Below are 16,520 nucleotides of genomic sequence, written 5' to 3' on the forward strand. Positions count from 1 at the left end.
ACTATCTGGCGGCTTCCCAGGCCGCCAGCGTCTCCAGCCGCGCCTGCTTATGGTCAACCAGCGGGCGCGGATACCTCAGCGCTACCCCCTGTTTATCCGCCCACAGCCACGGCTGATGCAGCGCTTTCTCTGGTACTTCAGCCAGTTCCGGCAGCCAGCGGCGAATAAACTCGCCCTGCTTATCAAACTTCTCCCCCTGGGTCGTCGGATTGAAAATACGAAAATAAGGGGCTGCATCGGTACCGGTCGAGGCCGCCCACTGCCAGCCGCCGTTGTTGGCCGCCAAATCGCCGTCGATCAGCTGACTCATGAAATAGCGCTCTCCGTGCCGCCAGTCGAGACGAAGGTCTTTCGCCAGGAAGCTGGCGACAATCATCCGCAGGCGATTGTGCATCCAGCCGGTGGCGTTAAGCTGCCGCATGGCGGCATCGACGATGGGGAAACCGGTTTGCCCCTGTTGCCAGGCCCGCAGTTCATCCTCATTGCTGCGCCAGGCGACCTTGTCGGTCCAGGCGACAAACGGCCGGCCTTTACACAGTTTCGGGTAGTAAACCATCAGATGACGATAGAACTCGCGCCAGATAAGCTCGTTCAGCCAGCTTGCGCCCGCTTCGCCATCCAGCGCGCCGGGCTGCTCCCGTAACAAGCGATGCAGGCACTGGCGCGGCGACAGTACGCCTATCGCGAGACACGGCGATAGCCTGCTGGTTCCTTCTATTGCCGGGAAATCGCGCTGCTGATCGTAATCCGCCGCCGGCTGCTGGCAAAACGCGCGCAATCGAGCCAGCGCCGTTTTTTCATCCGCCGCGAACAGATCGGTGTCAAATGCCGTTTGCGGATAGTTGATCTCAGGCAGCGGCGGCGCCTGCCCGGCGGCTGACTGGCGTGCTTTCGGCGCCGCCACGCACTCCGGCAGCCCTTCACGCAGGCGGCGGATAAACGCATTTTTAAACGGCGTAAAGACTTTATACATCTCACGGTTGCCGGTCATCACGCTGCCCGGCGGCAACAGTACGCTGTCGTCAAACCCCTGGCAGGTAACTTCTGTCAGGGTTTTCTCGACGTCGGCGTCGCGCCGGCGCTCATTAAACTCATACTGATAGTTATAAAATAGATGGCTCACCTGGTGCTGTTTACAGAAGCGCGTCAGCAACTCGATGCTGGCGGCGAAATCGTCCGCCTCTTCTACCAGCAGCGGAATACCGCGTTCCGCTAATGCCGCGTGCAGACTGCGTAAATGGCTGGCGATAAAGGCCGCCTGGCGCGACGCCATATGATGCTGGCGCCACTGCTCTGGCGTGGCGATATAGAGCGCCAGCACCCGCGCCTGCGGGTCGCGGCAGGCGGCGGCCAGCGCCAGATTATCGTGTAGGCGTAAATCCATGCGAAACCAGACCAGATGGGTGGCCATAAAACTCCTCACTCTCCGTAAGCAAAACTCATCACTCAGGCCGGCAAAATAGCGCGCTGCGACAAAATAAGCACCTGCCAATTCTGCCACGGCGCGTGAAAGCTAAGTGTAGACAGCGGACGAAAAAAAACCGCCGGTCGTCAACCGGCGGTTTTTATATTCGTCGCAGCAACGCGGATTAGTAGAAGTCGTGCGCGGCTTTTTCCGCCTGCGCCATCCATACCGGCTGTTCACTGGTTTTCGCCCATACGCGATGCAGCCAGCTGTAGTAACGGGCGCGATCTTTCCAGAACAGCATCACCGGCAGCGCAGCAACCCCGGCCACGACGGCGAAAGCGCGACGCATCAGGATAATGTGAGCAGGATAAGCTTTGTACAACGCCATAATTTCTCTCCCCTTTGTCAGGCCGGCAAGCAGCGCCGGTAAATGTCACAATGTTTGTCTGCACAAATAGTACCGCGCTGGTTGTAATTTTACTACTCATCCGACCACTAAAAAGCACTTATTTATACTTAATTTACATTCACGGCGTAACTGAGTTACAAAAAAGTTAAATTAATACTAACCATTAGTTAAATTGTGCCTTTAGCCATTTTTATACTTTTTTTACACCGCCCGCGGCGATTTTTGCGAAATCTTTGCGCCGAAATTCCTACCCTCTCGGTATATCAATAAGAGACACACCCGGAGGTGGAAAGTGACTACAGGCATCATTGCTGGCGTAACGCTGGTATTCCTGCTGCTGGCGTATCTGGTCTATGCCCTGATACATGCGGAGGCGTTCTGATGGCCGCGCAAGGGTTCTTACTTATCGCCAGCTTCCTGCTGGTACTGCTGGTACTGGCGCGGCCGCTCGGTTCGCTGCTGGCGCGAATGATCAACGACCTCCCGCTCCCGGGGCTTGCCGGCGTTGAGCGCGGTATCTGGCGGCTGGCGGGGATTCGCAGCCAGGAGATGGACTGGCGGCAGTACTTGATCGCCATTGTGCTGTTTAACGCGATTGGTCTCGCGGCGCTGATGGCGCTGCTGATGTGTCAGGGTTGGCTGCCGTTCAATCCGCAGCACTTCCCCAATCTGTCCTGGGATTTAGCGTTGAATACCGCGGTAAGCTTCGTCAGCAACACCAACTGGCAGGCCTACGCCGGGGAAACCACCATGAGCTATCTCAGCCAGATGGTAGGTCTGGCGGTGCAAAACTTCCTGTCGGCCGCGACCGGTATTGCGGTTATCTTCGTGCTGACCCGCGCCTGGGCGCGACAGAAAGTCAGCACCCTCGGCAACGCCTGGGTCGACCTGACCCGCATTACGCTGTGGCTGCTACTGCCTCTTTCTCTGCTGATCGCGCTGTTCTTTGTGCAACAGGGCGTGCCGCAGAACCTGCAGGCTTATCAGCCGTTCACCAGCCTGGAAGGCGTTCGCCAGTGGCTGCCGATGGGACCGGTCGCCTCGCAGGAAGCGATCAAAATGCTCGGTACCAACGGCGGCGGCTTCTTTAACGCCAACTCATCGCATCCGTTTGAGAACCCGACGGCGTTAACCAACCTGGTGCAGATGCTGGCGATCTTCCTGATCCCGGCGGCGCTGTGTTTTGCCTTTGGCGAAGCGGTCGGCGATCGCCGTCAGGGACGCGCAATCCTGTGGGCAATGGCGCTGATTTTCGTGGTCTGCGTGGCGGTGGTGATGTGGGCGGAAACTCGCGGAAATCCGCACCTGCTCAGCCTTGGCGCCGACAGCAGCCTGAATATGGAAGGGAAAGAGAGCCGCTTTGGCATTCTCGCCAGCAGCCTGTTTGCGGTAGTCACTACCGCCGCCTCCTGCGGCGCGGTCAACGCGATGCATGATTCCTTCACCGCGCTGGGCGGCATGGTGCCGATGTGGCTGATGCAAATTGGCGAGGTGGTCTTCGGCGGCGTGGGCTCCGGGCTGTACGGCATGCTGCTGTTCGTCATGCTGGCGGTATTTATCGCCGGGCTGATGATTGGCCGCACGCCGGAATATCTCGGCAAGAAAATCGACGTGCGCGAAATGAAAATGATCGCGCTGGCGATTCTGGTGACCCCGACGCTGGTACTGCTCGGCACCGCGTTGGCGATGATGACCGAAGCCGGTCGCAGCGCCATGTTGAATCCGGGCCCGCACGGCTTTAGCGAAGTGTTGTACGCGGTCACCTCGGCGGCCAACAACAACGGCAGCGCCTTCGGCGGCTTAAGCGCCGGCACGACCTTCTGGAACCTGCTGCTGGCGTTCTGCATGCTGGTGGGCCGCTTCGGGGTGATCGTCCCGGTGATGGCGATTGCCGGGTCGCTGGTGAACAAGAAAATTCAGCCCGCCAGTTCCGGCACGCTCGCCACCCACGATGCGCTGTTTATCGGCCTGCTGATCGGTACCGTCCTGCTGGTCGGCGCCCTCACCTTTATCCCCGCACTGGCGCTCGGCCCGGTGGCGGAACACTTCTCTTTACTTTAAGCGATGCGGAGCAGCCTGTTATGAGTCGCAAACAATTAGCCCTGCTGGAGCCGACGCTGGTGCGTCAGGCGCTGCTGGATGCCGTGAAAAAACTCAGCCCTTCGGTGCAGTGGCGTAACCCGGTGATGTTTATCGTCTGGATTGGCAGCGTGCTGACCACCCTGCTGGCGATGGCCATGGCCGGGGGATATCTTACGGGTCACGCCGGCTTTACCGCAGCCGTGAGTCTGTGGTTGTGGTTTACCGTGCTGTTCGCCAACTTCGCCGAAGCGATGGCCGAAGGACGAAGCAAAGCGCAGGCCAACAGCCTGAAAGGGGTGAAAAAAACCGCTTTCGCCCGTAAGCTGCGCGCGCCGCAGCACGATGCCCCGATGGATCACGTCCCAGCGGAAGAGTTACGCAAAGGCGATATCGTACTGGTGGAAGCCGGCGACATTATCCCCTGCGACGGCGAAGTGATCGAAGGCGGCGCTTCGGTAGATGAAAGCGCCATCACTGGGGAATCCGCGCCGGTTATCCGCGAGTCCGGCGGCGATTTCGCCTCGGTCACCGGCGGCACCCGGATCCTCTCTGACTGGCTGGTGATCCGCTGCAGCGTCAATCCGGGTGAAACCTTCCTCGACCGGATGATCGCCATGGTTGAAGGCGCGCAGCGCCGTAAAACGCCGAACGAAATCGCATTGACGATCCTGTTGATCGCCCTGACGCTGGTGTTCCTGCTGGCCACTGCCACCATCTGGCCCTTCTCGGCGTGGAGCGGTAATGCGGTTAGCGTGACCGTACTGGTGGCGCTGCTGGTATGCCTTATCCCAACCACCATCGGCGGCCTGCTCTCCGCTATCGGCGTCGCCGGGATGAGCCGAATGCTCGGCGCCAACGTTATCGCCACCAGCGGGCGCGCGGTGGAAGCCGCCGGCGATGTCGACGTACTGCTGCTGGATAAAACCGGCACCATCACCCTCGGCAACCGTCAGGCCTCAGCTTTTCTGCCGGCTCGCGGCGTCGAAGAGCGCGTGCTGGCCGATGCCGCCCAGCTATCGTCGCTGGCGGATGAAACGCCAGAAGGCCGCAGCATCGTGGTGCTGGCGAAACAGCGCTTTAATCTGCGCGAACGCGACCTGCAGTCGCTGCACGCCACATTTGTCCCCTTCACCGCCCAGACCCGTATGAGCGGTATTAACATCGACCAACGCATGATCCGTAAAGGGTCGGTGGACGCGATTCGCCGCCATATCGAAGCTAACGGCGGCCACTTCCCGGCCGATGTCGATAAGCAGGTAGAAGAGGTCGCCCGCCAGGGGGCCACGCCGCTGGTCGTCGCCGAGGGCGAACGCGTGCTGGGGATTATTTCGCTCAAAGATATCGTCAAAGGCGGCATTAAAGAGCGTTTCGCCCAGCTGCGCAAAATGGGCATTAAGACGGTGATGATCACCGGTGATAACCGTCTGACCGCCGCCGCCATCGCCGCCGAAGCGGGGGTTGATGATTTTCTTGCCGAAGCGACGCCGGAAGCCAAGCTGGCGCTGATTCGCCAGTATCAGTCGGAAGGACGGCTGGTGGCGATGACCGGTGACGGTACCAACGACGCCCCGGCGCTGGCGCAGGCTGATGTGGCGGTCGCGATGAACTCCGGCACCCAGGCAGCGAAAGAGGCGGGCAACATGGTGGATCTCGACTCGAACCCGACCAAACTGATTGAAGTGGTGCATATCGGTAAACAGATGCTGATGACCCGAGGGTCGTTAACCACATTCAGTATCGCCAATGACGTCGCCAAGTATTTCGCGATTATTCCGGCCGCCTTCGCCGCCGCCTATCCGCAGTTGGCGATGCTGAACGTGATGCATCTGCACTCGCCCTCTTCGGCGATCATGAGCGCGGTTATTTTTAACGCCCTGATTATCGTCTGCCTGATCCCTTTAGCGCTGAAGGGCGTGAGCTATCGTCCGCTGTCGGCATCGGCGATGCTGCGCCGCAACCTGTGGGTTTACGGCCTCGGCGGGCTGATCGTGCCTTTTGTCGGTATTAAAGCTATCGACCTGTTGCTGACCCTGACCGGTCTGGTGTGAGGAAATTACCATGTCATTGATTCGTCCGGCACTTGTGCTATTTATTCTGTTAACCCTGCTCACCGGCGGCCTGTATCCGTTACTGACTACCGCCTTAGGGCAGTGGTGGTTCCCGCAGCAGGCTAACGGCTCGCTGATCCATCTCGACGGCGAGGTGCGCGGCTCCGCTCTGATCGGGCAGAACTTTACCGCCGCCGGTTATTTCCACGGCCGCCCTTCCGCGACGGCAGAGGTGGCGGATAATCCGCTGGCCTCCGGCGGCAGTAATCTGGCGGTCAGCAATCCGGCGCTGGATAAAGCGATAAGCGAACGGGTACAGGCATTACGCGCCGCTAACCCGCAAGCGAGCCCGACGGTGCCGGTCGAGTTGGTTACCGCGTCGGCCAGCGGACTGGATAATAACCTGACCCCAACCGCGGCGCTGTGGCAGGTACCGCGCGTCGCCAAAGCGCGCAATCTCAGCGATGCGCAGGTGAAACAGCTAGTGGATCAGGCGACGCAAAAACCGTTGCTCAGTTTTCTCGGTCAACCTGTGGTAAATATACTGCAACTGAATATGGCGCTGGATGCCCTAAAGGATTAATCAATGAGTGACGAGCCGCTGCGCCCGGACCCCGACCGTCTGCTGCAACAAACCGCTGCGCCGCATCGCGGCAAGCTGAAGGTGTTTTTCGGCGCCTGCGCCGGGGTGGGCAAAACCTGGGCAATGCTGGCGGAAGCGCAGCGGCTGCGCGCTCAGGGGCTGGATATTCTGATCGGCGTGGCGGAAACCCACGGCCGCAAAGATACCGCCGCCATGTTGGAGGGGCTTAGCGCCCTCCCGCAAAAGCGCATTTCCCACCGCGGACGCTACGTTCATGAGTTTGATCTTGATGCCGCGCTGGCCCGCCGCCCTGCGCTGATCCTGGTGGACGAACTGGCGCATAGCAACGCGCCGGGTTCGCGCCACCCAAAGCGCTGGCAGGACGTCGAAGAACTGCTCGAAGCCGGTATCGACGTCTTCACCACCGTCAACGTCCAGCATCTTGAAAGCCTCAATGATGTAGTCAGCGGTATTACCGGCGTGCAGGTACGCGAAACCGTCCCCGACCCCTTCTTTGACGCCGCCGATGATGTGGTTCTGGTGGATTTGCCGCCGGACGATCTGCGCCAGCGCCTGAATGAGGGCAAGGTGTACATCGGCGGCCAGGCCGAACGCGCCATCGAAAACTTCTTCCGCAAAGGTAATCTGATCGCCCTGCGCGAACTGGCGCTGCGTCGTACCGCCGATCGGGTAGATGAACAAATGCGCGCCTGGCGCGACCGCCAGGGGCAGGAAAAAGTCTGGCACACCCGCGACGCCATTCTGCTGTGCATCGGGCACAATACTGGCAGCGAAAAACTGGTTCGCGCCGCCGCCCGGCTGGCGGCCAGGCTCGGTAGCGTCTGGCACGCGGTCTATGTAGAAACGCCCGCGCTGCACCGTCTACCGGAGGCCAGGCGGCGGGCAATCCTCGCCGCGCTGAAGCTAGCGCAAGAGTTAGGCGCCGAAACCGCGACGCTCTCCGACCCATCGGAAGAAAAAGCGGTGCTGCATTACGCTCGCGAGCACAACCTCGGCAAAATTGTGATTGGTCGCCAGGGAGAGCGCCGCTGGTGGGAACGAGCCGGGTTTGCCGACCGTCTGGCGCGTCGCGCCCCGGACCTCGATCTGGTGGTGATCGCGCTGGATGAAAAACCGGCCTCCCTGCCCGCCCGCGCAAATGACAATCGTACGGCTATTGATAAATGGCGCCAACAGTTGAAGGGTTGTCTGTTGGCCGTGGCGCTGTGCGCCATTATCACCGTGGTCGCCATGCAGTGGCTGATGGCTTTTGAAGCCGCCAACCTGGTGATGCTCTATCTACTTGGCGTGGTGATAATCGCCCTGCTGTATGGCCGCTGGCCATCGGTGCTGGCGACCTTTATCAACGTGATTAGCTTCGATCTCTTTTTTGTCGCCCCACGCGGTACGCTGGCGGTTTCCGACGTTCAGTACCTGCTGACGTTCGGCGTGATGCTGACCGTTGGTCTGGTGATCGGCAACCTGACCGCCGGGATGCGATACCAGGCGCGGGTGGCGCGTTATCGCGAGCGGCGTACCCGCCATCTGTATGAAATGTCAAAAGCGCTGGCGGTCGGCCGCAGCCGTGAAGATATCGCCGCCACCAGCGAACGCTTTATTACTTCCACCTTTCAGGCCCGCAGCCAACTACTGCTGCCTGATGAGAACGGGCAGTTGCAGCCGATGACCCAGCAATCCGGCGTTTTCTCGTGGGATGATGCGATTGCCCGCTGGAGTTTCGATAAAGGTCAGCCAGCCGGGGCCGGTACCGACACTCTCCCCGGCGTGCCGTATCAAATTCTGCCGCTACAAAGCGCCGCCCGCACCTGGGGGCTGCTGCTGGTCGAACCGGAAAATCTGCGCCAGCTGATGATCCCCGAACAACAGCGACTGCTGGAAACCTTTACCCTGCTGGTGGCCAGCGCGCTTGAGCGCCTGACCCTGACCGCCAGCGAAGAGCAGGCGCGCTTGACCAGCGAACGCGAAAGCCTGCGCAACTCACTGCTGGCCGCCCTCTCTCACGATCTGCGGACGCCGCTGACGGTCCTGTTCGGCCAGGCGGAGATCCTGACCCTCGATCTGGCCAGCGAAGGGTCGAAGCACGCGCCGCAGGCCAACGAAATTCGCCAGCACGTGCTCAACACCACCCGGCTGGTGAATAATCTACTGGATATGGCGCGTATTCAGTCCGGCGGTTTTAATTTGCATAAAGAGTGGTTAACTCTCGAAGAGATCGTCGGTAGCGCCCTGCGTATGCTGGAGCCTGGGCTTGGCGGCCAGCGCATCCAGCTGTCGCTGCCGGACCCGCTGCTGCTGGTCCACGTTGACGGCCCGCTGTTTGAACGGGTGCTGATCAACCTGCTGGAGAACGCGCATAAATACGCCGGCGCACAGGCGCAGATTGGCATTCATGCCGAAGCGGATACACAACAGTTGATCATCGAAGTCTGGGATAATGGTCCAGGGATCGCGGCAGGCCAGGAACAGGCTATCTTTGATAAATTCGCCCGCGGTAATAAAGAGTCGGCCATCCCCGGCGTCGGCCTGGGGCTGGCGATTTGCCAGGCCATTGTCGAGGTGCACGACGGCAGCATTACCGCCAGCAACCGTCCGGAGGGCGGCGCCTGTTTCCGTGTTACACTGCCGCGAGAAGCCCCCCCAGAACTGGAAGAGTTAGCCGAGGAAATGTGATTAACGTTTTAATCATCGAAGACGAACACGCTATTCGCCGCTTTCTGCGCACCGCGCTGGAAGCCGACGGCATGCGCGTATTTGAAGCCGAAACCCTGCAGCGCGGACTCATCGAAGCCGCCACCCGCAAACCGGATTTAGCGATCCTCGATCTTGGCCTGCCGGACGGCGACGGTAATGATTTTATCCGCGAAGTCCGCCAGTGGAGCCAGATGCCGATTATCGTGCTGTCGGCGCGCAGCGAAGAACATGACAAGATCGCCGCCCTTGACGCCGGCGCCGATGACTACCTAAGTAAACCGTTTGGTATAGGCGAACTGCAGGCGCGGCTACGCGTCGCGCTGCGCCGTCACGGCAGCGCGCAGGCCGATGAGCCGGTGGTGCGTTTTGCCGATATTAGCGTCGACATCCCCGCCCGCCGTATCGTGCGCGGCAGTGAAGAAATTCACCTGACGCCCATCGAGTTTCGCCTGCTGGCAGCGCTGCTGAACAATCCGGGCAAAGTGCTCACCCAGCGCCAGCTTCTGAATCAGGTATGGGGACCTAACGCCGTCGAACACAGTCACTATTTGCGGATTTATATGGGACACTTACGGCAAAAGCTGGAGGTTGACCCGGCGCGGCCGCAGCATCTGCTGACCGAAACCGGGATTGGCTATCGTTTTATGCCCTGATGCTATTTCCTGAACCGCCACACGGTATACATTTTTAGCGCTTCAGAAAGCAGTAGAAATGATAAATTTAATATGACATTACCAATTTGCATTTTGTTTAGGAGCCATACCCCCACGAAGAGCGAAGGCATCACAAAAAACAAACGGAACGGCGCTTGTATCCACATCGCCGCGGTGGCATAGCGGCTTTGTTTAAAAAACAGGATCATCGACAGCGGAATACTAAGAACAAGCAAGATGCTTACCGGGAATTGCCAGGCTAGCGCGGGGTCGATAGAGTCCAGCAATTGCACAAATGCCAGGGTATCGTCATAGATGGGGATTCGGCGTAAGGAAAAGTTACACCACATTATGTCGAGAATGAAACATAGATCCATCCATCCCCAAAACAGTAATACGTTTTTCCGTTGCAATTTCATCGCATTCCTTGCGAAAAAATCAGGCCCGCAGGGGGCCTGATGCTGATAGGACAATCAGGCGTTTTTCAGCACTTCGCTGACAATCTCTACCGCTTCTTTTTCAATTAGCTTGCGATGCTCTTCGCCAAGGAAGCTCTCGCAGTAGATTTTGTAGGCGTCTTCGGTGCCTGACGGACGGGCCGCGAACCAGCCGTTGTCGGTCATCACTTTCAGCCCGCCGATAGAAGCGCCGTTGCCCGGCGCCGCGGTCAGACGCGCGGTGATCGGATCGCCCGCCAGCGTATCGGCGCTCACCATTTCCGGCGAAAGCTTAGACAGCGCCGCTTTCTGCGCGGAAGTGGCCGATGCCTGCAGACGGTTGTAGCTCGGGGCGCCAAAGCGTTCCGCCAGCTCGTTGTAGTGTTCCTGCGGGTTCTTACCGGTCACCGCGGTGATTTCCGCCGCCAGCAGGCACATGATGATACCGTCTTTATCGGTGGACCACGGCGTGCCGTCGAAACGCAGGAACGATGCCCCCGCGCTCTCTTCGCCGCCGAAGCCGAAGCTGCCGTCGAACAGACCGTCAACAAACCATTTAAAGCCTACCGGCACTTCCACCAGCTTACGGCCCAGATCGTTAACCACGCGGTCAATCATCGCCGAAGAAACCAGCGTTTTACCAACCGCAACATCTTTGCCCCACTGCGGACGATGCTGGAACAGGTAGTTGATAGCCACCGCCAGATAGTGGTTCGGATTCATCAGGCCAGCCGGGGTCACGATACCGTGACGGTCGTAATCCGGATCGTTGGCGAAAGCCAGATCGAACTTATCGCGCAGCGCCAGCAGACCCGCCATCGCACACTCGGAGGAGCAGTCCATGCGGATCGCGCCATCTTTATCAAGGTGCATAAAGCGGAACGTCTGATCGACCTGATCGTTGACGATGGTCAGATCCAGCTTGTAGTGCTGGCCGATGCGTTTCCAGTATTCGATACCCGAACCGCCCAGCGGGTCGACGCCCAGTTTCAGGCCCGCTTTCTGGATAGCCGCCATATCGACGATATCCGCCAGCCCTTCAATAAACGGCTGTACCAGGTCCTGCTCTTTCACGTGGCCGGAAGCCAGCGCGGCGTCGAGAGAAATACGTTTCACGCCCTGCAGACCAGCAGCCAGCAGTTCATTAGCGCGGTTCTCTACCACTTTAGTCACGTTAGTATCAGCCGGGCCGCCGTTTGGCGGGTTGTACTTAATACCGCCATCTTCCGGCGGGTTGTGCGACGGGGTAATGACAATACCATCCGCCAGCGGCCCGCCTTTTTTGTTATGCACCAGAATCGCGTTGGAAACCGCCGGCGTCGGGGTGAAGCCGTTGTTTTCCTGAACGATCACATCAACACCGTTTGCCGCCAGCACTTCCAGCACGGAAATGAAGGCCGGTTCGGATAAAGCGTGGGTATCCTTACCCACGTAGCACGGGCCGGTGATGCCGTTTTTCGCGCGGTTTTCCGCAATCGCCTGCGCAATCGCCAGAATATGCTGCTCATTGAAATTGTGGCGCCCTGCGCTACCGCGATGGCCGGAGGTGCCGAATTTAACCGCATGCTCCGCATTGCCCGCTTCCGGCTTCAGCACATAGTACTGAGCGGTCAGCTGGGCGACGTTAATCAAATCACTCTGTTGTGCCGGCTGACCCGCACGTTTATCGATTGCCATTGCCTGATCCTTCTGGTGCAAAGTTTAATTAACTAGATCGTGCCGCAAACCTTTTCAATCAGCTCCGCAGGGAACTGCATTGATTGCATGATGTGTTCGATCATGCTGCATTTACGGCCGGTATTAGTATTGGTGATAACCCACCACGGCGTACCAGGAACCTGTTTCGGTTTGGTCTGATTACCGCTTTTCAGCAGCGTCCGTGAATCTTCGGCGAAGTATACGCGGGTGCGCCCGTGCAGAGATTCAGTGGCTTCTGAAAAAGCCTTACTGTCTAACGAGTAAAGCGTAGTCAATACCAGCATGAAGCGGTTAACCGCGCGCTTTTGTTCCGCGTATTCGTCAGATAACAGCAGCTCGCGCATCGCGCGGACTTTATCTTTAACCGGGTTGGCCGGCTTCGCTTCGACGACTGGCGCCGCCGCAGGAGCAGCCGCCGGCGCGGCTTTCGCCGCAGGCGCGCCAGATGCAGGTTGAGAAACGGCGGTAAATTTCAGCATGCGCCGTAAAATGTCGGATGCGCTCTCGCCGATATGCAGAGTGTGGCTGGCAATATAGCGGTAGAGCTCATCATCAACTTCGATTGTTTTCATCTTAATCCAGTGCGATTTCTTTGTTTCTGAATACAAGTCGTCGGGATTAACTATCCTTTGTCTTTCACGCCGCAGCGCAACAGGCAGCAGATAGAGGACAAATCCCAACCGCGAATAGCGTCAAACCAGGATGGCGTTAAAACTCAGAATGCTTCCGGGTCTTGCAGCCTAATGGCAGAATGTCCAACATAATACCCTAACCCGACGGAGCGAAAAAAAGAACTTTGCCATGAAATTAAATAGCCGAGCGCAATCTGCACAAAACCCGCACAATAAATCCCCAATCGTCCTGGTACATGGCCTGTTCGGCAGCCTGGACAATCTTGGGATCCTCGCCCGCGATCTGGTCGCCGACTACGATATATTGCAGGTCGATATGCGAAACCACGGTTTATCCCCGCGTTCGCCGGAGATGACCTACCGCGCGATGGCGCAGGATCTGCTGGATACTCTTGACGATCATCAGATAGAGAAAGCGACTTTTATCGGCCATTCGATGGGCGGCAAAGCGGTGATGGCGCTGACCGCGCTGGCGCCGGATCGCATCGCCGGGCTGGTGGCGATTGATATTGCGCCGGTGGCTTATCACGTCCGCCGTCATGATGAGATCTTCGCGGCGATTAACGCGGTCAGCGAATCCGCCGCCAGCACCCGCCAGCAGGCGGCGCAGGTGATGCGCGAGCATATAAAGGAAGAAGGCGTCATTCAGTTTCTGCTGAAATCCTTTGTCGACGGCGCGTGGCGCTTCAACGTGCCGGCGCTGTGGGATCAATACCCGCATATTGTCGGCTGGGAAACCGTGCCAGCCTGGCCGCACCCGGCGCAATTTATTCCCGGCGGCAACTCCCCTTATGTCACCGATGAATACCGCGACGCGCTGCTGGCGCAGTTCCCGCAGGCCCGCGCCCACGTCATTGCCGGCGCCGGACACTGGGTGCATGCGGAAAAACCCGAGGCGGTTTTACGCGCAATTCGCCGTTATCTGAGCACAATTGAAGCCTGAGTGGCTAAAAAACGCCCGACCGCGCGGCAGAATGCCCGCGGTCGTTGGCGCAGCGGTTCGCCTGATGTATTATGGCGCGCTATCTGCGCCGGCTATAGCCCGGCAGCTTGTTTCCCCGAAGTCACTCTGAATCATGGCAAAAGAACAAACGGACCGAACGACATTAGATTTGTTCGCAAATGAGCGTCGCCCGGGTAGACCGAAAACCAATCCGCTTTCGCGCGATGAACAACTGCGCATCAACAAACGCAATCAGCTCAAACGCGATAAGGTTCGCGGCTTGAAGCGCGTTGAGTTGAAGCTCAACGCCGATGCGGTCGACGCGCTTAATGAGCTGGCGGAAGCCCGCAATATGAGCCGCAGCGATCTTATCGAAGAGATGCTGATGCACCAACTGGCCTGCCTGCGTAACCAGGGCGAAGTCTGAAAAACGCAAAAAAATCGCTTTCATGTAGCAGAGTGTGCACCAGGACGTTATTGCTGTTTCCGCGCCCTTCCCTGTTCTGCTATGATTGCCGTTAACTGTAGGCATAATGCCACTACCACATCATTAAGTTTCAAGAGGTTATTTTACTCATGGCAATCATCGGCATCTTTTTTGGCAGCGACACCGGCAACACCGAAAATATTGCAAAAATGATCCAAAAGCAGCTCGGTAAAGACGTTGCTGAAGTTCACGACATTGCCAAGAGCAGCAAAGAAGATCTGGAAAGCCACGATATTCTGCTGCTCGGCATCCCAACCTGGTACTACGGCGAAGCGCAGTGCGACTGGGACGACTTCTTCCCGACGCTGGAAGAGATCGACTTCAACGGTAAGCTGGTAGCCGTCTTTGGCTGCGGCGACCAGGAAGATTACGCAGAATACTTCTGCGATGCGCTGGGCACCATTCGTGACATCATTGAACCGCGCGGCGCAACCATCGTTGGCCACTGGCCGACCGCGGGCTACCACTTTGAAGCGTCGAAAGGCCTGGCGGACGACGATCACTTCGTAGGTCTGGCGATTGATGAAGACCGTCAACCGGAACTGACCAACGAGCGCGTTGAGAAGTGGGTGAAGCAGATTTCCGAAGAGCTGCATCTGGAAGAAATCAAAAACGCCTAAGAATCAAACGGCGCAGCTATTAAGCTGCGCTGAATTAATAGATAAAAGCAATCAAACTAATAGCTACAAGTTTTTAACTTTTCATCACATATCTGTACAATGTCCTCTGATTCCACGAGGTCACGTGACACAGTTTGTAGCTGGTAATTCGTTTTTGACAGCTTACAAGGCGCGATGCTTGCAGTTTTCATTTCAGAGTAGCAGCTCTATAATGAGACGCATTACATCGGGTGATTCTCTGTATTGCTTCCCTTTGAAGGAAGCCGATCTTTAGCAACAGGACAGATTCCGCATGACTGACAACAATATCGCATTAAAGAAGGCTGGCCTGAAAGTCACACTTCCCCGACTGAAAATTCTGGAAGTGTTGCAGGAACCGGATAACCATCACGTCAGTGCGGAAGATTTATATAAACGCCTGATCGATATGGGTGAAGAGATTGGTCTGGCTACCGTTTACCGCGTGCTGAACCAGTTCGACGATGCAGGCATCGTGACTCGTCACAACTTCGAAGGCGGTAAATCCGTATTCGAGCTGACTCAGCAGCACCACCACGATCACCTGATTTGCCTCGACTGCGGCAAAGTGATCGAGTTCAGCGATGATTCTATCGAATCCCGCCAACGTGAAATTGCTGCGCAACACGGCATCCGCTTAACTAACCACAGCCTGTACCTGTACGGCCACTGTGCGGAAGGCGACTGCCGCGAAGATGAACATGCCCACGATGCGGTGAATAAATAATTTCCCGTCTCGTTTGTCGTAAAAAGCCAACCTGAAGGTTGGCTTTTTTTATGGGCGAAATCCGCCTGAATGCGTATTCTGTCAGAGCCTATCGCCTTGTACGGAGAGTCACTATGGAGCTGCGCCAGCTACGCTATTTTGTCCGCATCGTGGAAACCGGCAGTATGGGCCGCGCCGCGCTCGATCTGAATATTGGCGTCTCTGCGCTCAGCCAGCAAATGGCGCGTCTGGAAAATGAACTCGCTATCCGCCTGCTGCAACGGACTTCGCGTGGCGTAATGCCCACCAGCGCCGGGCTGGCCTTTTACCCACAGGCGCAACTGGCGCTGCGCCATGCTGACGATGCCATTCTCGCCGCGCGTGAAGCACGCCTTTCCGGTCACGTCAGCGTCGGTATGGCGCCCAGCACCGCTTCTGTACTTGGCGTACCTTTTATCAACGCCATGCGCGAAAGCTACGCCGACGTCCGCCTGCACCTGGTGGAGAGCCTCTCCGGCAATCTGGAACGGATGATCAATACCCGCCAGCTCGATTTAGCCATCGTTTTCCAGAAAGAGAAGATCCTGCGCTGGAGCGCCAGACCCATTCTCGAAGAGCGCCTGTTTCTCATTGGCGCCCATGACGTGCTGGCGCCGCTGCCCGGCGATAGCATCTCCCCGAACCAACTGGCCGCCATCCCGCTGATTATGCCAAGCCAGGGGCATGGCCTGCGCGGCAGGCTGGACGCTATTTGTCAGGAGCACGCCATCAACGTTGACGTGGTGGCTGAAATCGATGGCCTGGCCCTGCTGATGCGCGCCGTCCGTGACGGGCTCGGCGCCACGCTGCAGCCGGGCGCGGCGATTTCTCATCTCGACAGCGAGGCGCTAAGAGTGATCGGCGTCGACAATCCGGTACTAAGCCGACCTAATTTTCTGGTCAGTCTCTCAGATGATGAACTCACCCCGGCAGGCCTTGCCGCGCGCGTGATATTGACCAAAGTCATGCGTCAGCTTGTGGAAACTGGCTGCTGGCCGGGCGCCAGTCTTTACACTTACTAAACCCCTCTTTAGCTTTACGCCAT

At 58.0% G+C, this 16,520-nt stretch carries 16 protein-coding genes; 11 read left to right on the forward strand and 5 right to left on the reverse strand.

Translation table 11 applies throughout. The features are described from left to right. Position 1 precedes the first annotated feature (1 nt). Together phrB and PGR10_RS15680 are read right to left on the reverse strand one after the other, a co-directional pair. Positions 2–1,411, reverse strand: coding sequence for a deoxyribodipyrimidine photo-lyase (phrB, locus tag PGR10_RS15675; RefSeq protein WP_430923749.1), 1,410 nt, complete (start codon positions 1,409–1,411; stop codon positions 2–4). Between the two features lie 178 nt (positions 1,412–1,589). Then, positions 1,590–1,796, reverse strand: coding sequence for a DUF2517 family protein (locus PGR10_RS15680; protein WP_015367687.1), 207 nt, complete (start codon positions 1,794–1,796; stop codon positions 1,590–1,592). A gap of 313 nt (positions 1,797–2,109) precedes the next feature. Here PGR10_RS15680 and kdpF point away from each other — a divergent pair, with 313 nt between their 5' ends. Genes kdpF through kdpE form a run of 6 tightly spaced genes read left to right on the forward strand, consistent with a single transcriptional unit; the run spans position 2,110 to position 9,895 of the window. Next, positions 2,110–2,199: a K(+)-transporting ATPase subunit F gene (gene kdpF / locus PGR10_RS15685; RefSeq protein WP_020079348.1), complete on the forward strand. Its 90-nt coding sequence runs from the start codon at positions 2,110–2,112 to the stop codon at positions 2,197–2,199. Then, positions 2,199–3,878, forward strand: a complete 1,680-nt coding sequence (kdpA, locus tag PGR10_RS15690; RefSeq protein WP_113373866.1) for a potassium-transporting ATPase subunit KdpA — start codon at positions 2,199–2,201, stop codon at positions 3,876–3,878. Before kdpF ends, kdpA begins: the two co-directional genes overlap by 1 nt. 20 nt (positions 3,879–3,898) lie before the next feature. Continuing rightward, positions 3,899–5,947 (forward strand): potassium-transporting ATPase subunit KdpB, encoded by a 2,049-nt coding sequence (gene kdpB / locus PGR10_RS15695; RefSeq protein WP_015704756.1) that lies wholly within the window; start codon positions 3,899–3,901, stop codon positions 5,945–5,947. A 10-nt stretch (positions 5,948–5,957) separates the two neighbouring features. Next, positions 5,958–6,530, forward strand: coding sequence for a potassium-transporting ATPase subunit KdpC (gene kdpC, locus PGR10_RS15700; RefSeq protein WP_430917158.1), 573 nt, complete (start codon positions 5,958–5,960; stop codon positions 6,528–6,530). Between the two features lie 3 nt (positions 6,531–6,533). Then, a complete protein-coding gene (kdpD, locus tag PGR10_RS15705) occupies positions 6,534–9,221 on the forward strand; it encodes a two-component system sensor histidine kinase KdpD (protein ID WP_087860220.1) in 2,688 nt (895 codons plus the stop codon). Then, entirely contained in the window at positions 9,218–9,895 is a 678-nt protein-coding gene (gene kdpE / locus PGR10_RS15710; protein WP_047049246.1) for a two-component system response regulator KdpE, read from the forward strand. Before kdpD ends, kdpE begins: the two co-directional genes overlap by 4 nt. A 2-nt stretch (positions 9,896–9,897) precedes the next feature. On the opposite strand, the gene PGR10_RS15715 is transcribed toward kdpE, so the two are convergent. From PGR10_RS15715 to seqA, 3 genes are read right to left on the reverse strand one after another with little or no spacing between them, the layout of a single operon-like run. Continuing rightward, complete coding sequence (locus PGR10_RS15715) at positions 9,898–10,314, reverse strand: arginine:ornithine antiporter (protein ID WP_430923750.1); 417 nt, start codon at positions 10,312–10,314, stop codon at positions 9,898–9,900. Between the two features lie 54 nt (positions 10,315–10,368). Beyond that, positions 10,369–12,009 carry a phosphoglucomutase (alpha-D-glucose-1,6-bisphosphate-dependent) gene (gene pgm, locus PGR10_RS15720; RefSeq protein ID WP_087860223.1) on the reverse strand — a complete coding sequence of 547 codons (1,641 nt, stop codon included), beginning with the start codon at positions 12,007–12,009 and terminating at the stop codon, positions 10,369–10,371. Positions 12,010–12,041: 32 nt separating this feature from the next. After that, positions 12,042–12,602: a replication initiation negative regulator SeqA gene (gene seqA / locus PGR10_RS15725; protein ID WP_045393006.1), complete on the reverse strand. Its 561-nt coding sequence runs from the start codon at positions 12,600–12,602 to the stop codon at positions 12,042–12,044. 229 nt (positions 12,603–12,831) lie between these two features. On the opposite strand from seqA, the gene ybfF reads away from it, so the two are divergent. The 5 genes from ybfF to tcuR all read left to right on the forward strand — a co-directional run bounded on the left by ybfF (position 12,832) and on the right by tcuR (position 16,497). Next, positions 12,832–13,605 carry an esterase gene (ybfF, locus tag PGR10_RS15730; RefSeq protein WP_113373861.1) on the forward strand — a complete coding sequence of 258 codons (774 nt, stop codon included), beginning with the start codon at positions 12,832–12,834 and terminating at the stop codon, positions 13,603–13,605. Positions 13,606–13,738: 133 nt separating this feature from the next. Further along, positions 13,739–14,032: a LexA regulated protein gene (gene ybfE, locus PGR10_RS15735; RefSeq protein ID WP_015367696.1), complete on the forward strand. Its 294-nt coding sequence runs from the start codon at positions 13,739–13,741 to the stop codon at positions 14,030–14,032. 149 nt (positions 14,033–14,181) lie between these two features. After that, a complete protein-coding gene (gene fldA, locus PGR10_RS15740) occupies positions 14,182–14,712 on the forward strand; it encodes a flavodoxin FldA (RefSeq protein WP_015367697.1) in 531 nt (176 codons plus the stop codon). Positions 14,713–15,004: 292 nt separating this feature from the next. After that, entirely contained in the window at positions 15,005–15,457 is a 453-nt protein-coding gene (fur, locus tag PGR10_RS15745) for a ferric iron uptake transcriptional regulator (protein ID WP_015367698.1), read from the forward strand. A 113-nt stretch (positions 15,458–15,570) separates the two neighbouring features. After that, positions 15,571–16,497 carry a tricarballylate utilization LysR family transcriptional regulator TcuR gene (gene tcuR, locus PGR10_RS15750; RefSeq protein ID WP_430923751.1) on the forward strand — a complete coding sequence of 309 codons (927 nt, stop codon included), beginning with the start codon at positions 15,571–15,573 and terminating at the stop codon, positions 16,495–16,497. Positions 16,498–16,520: the final 23 nt, after the last annotated feature.

This window comes from Klebsiella sp. 141198 (assembly GCF_050600785.1).
GTDB classification, from domain to species: domain Bacteria; phylum Pseudomonadota; class Gammaproteobacteria; order Enterobacterales; family Enterobacteriaceae; genus Klebsiella; species Klebsiella aerogenes.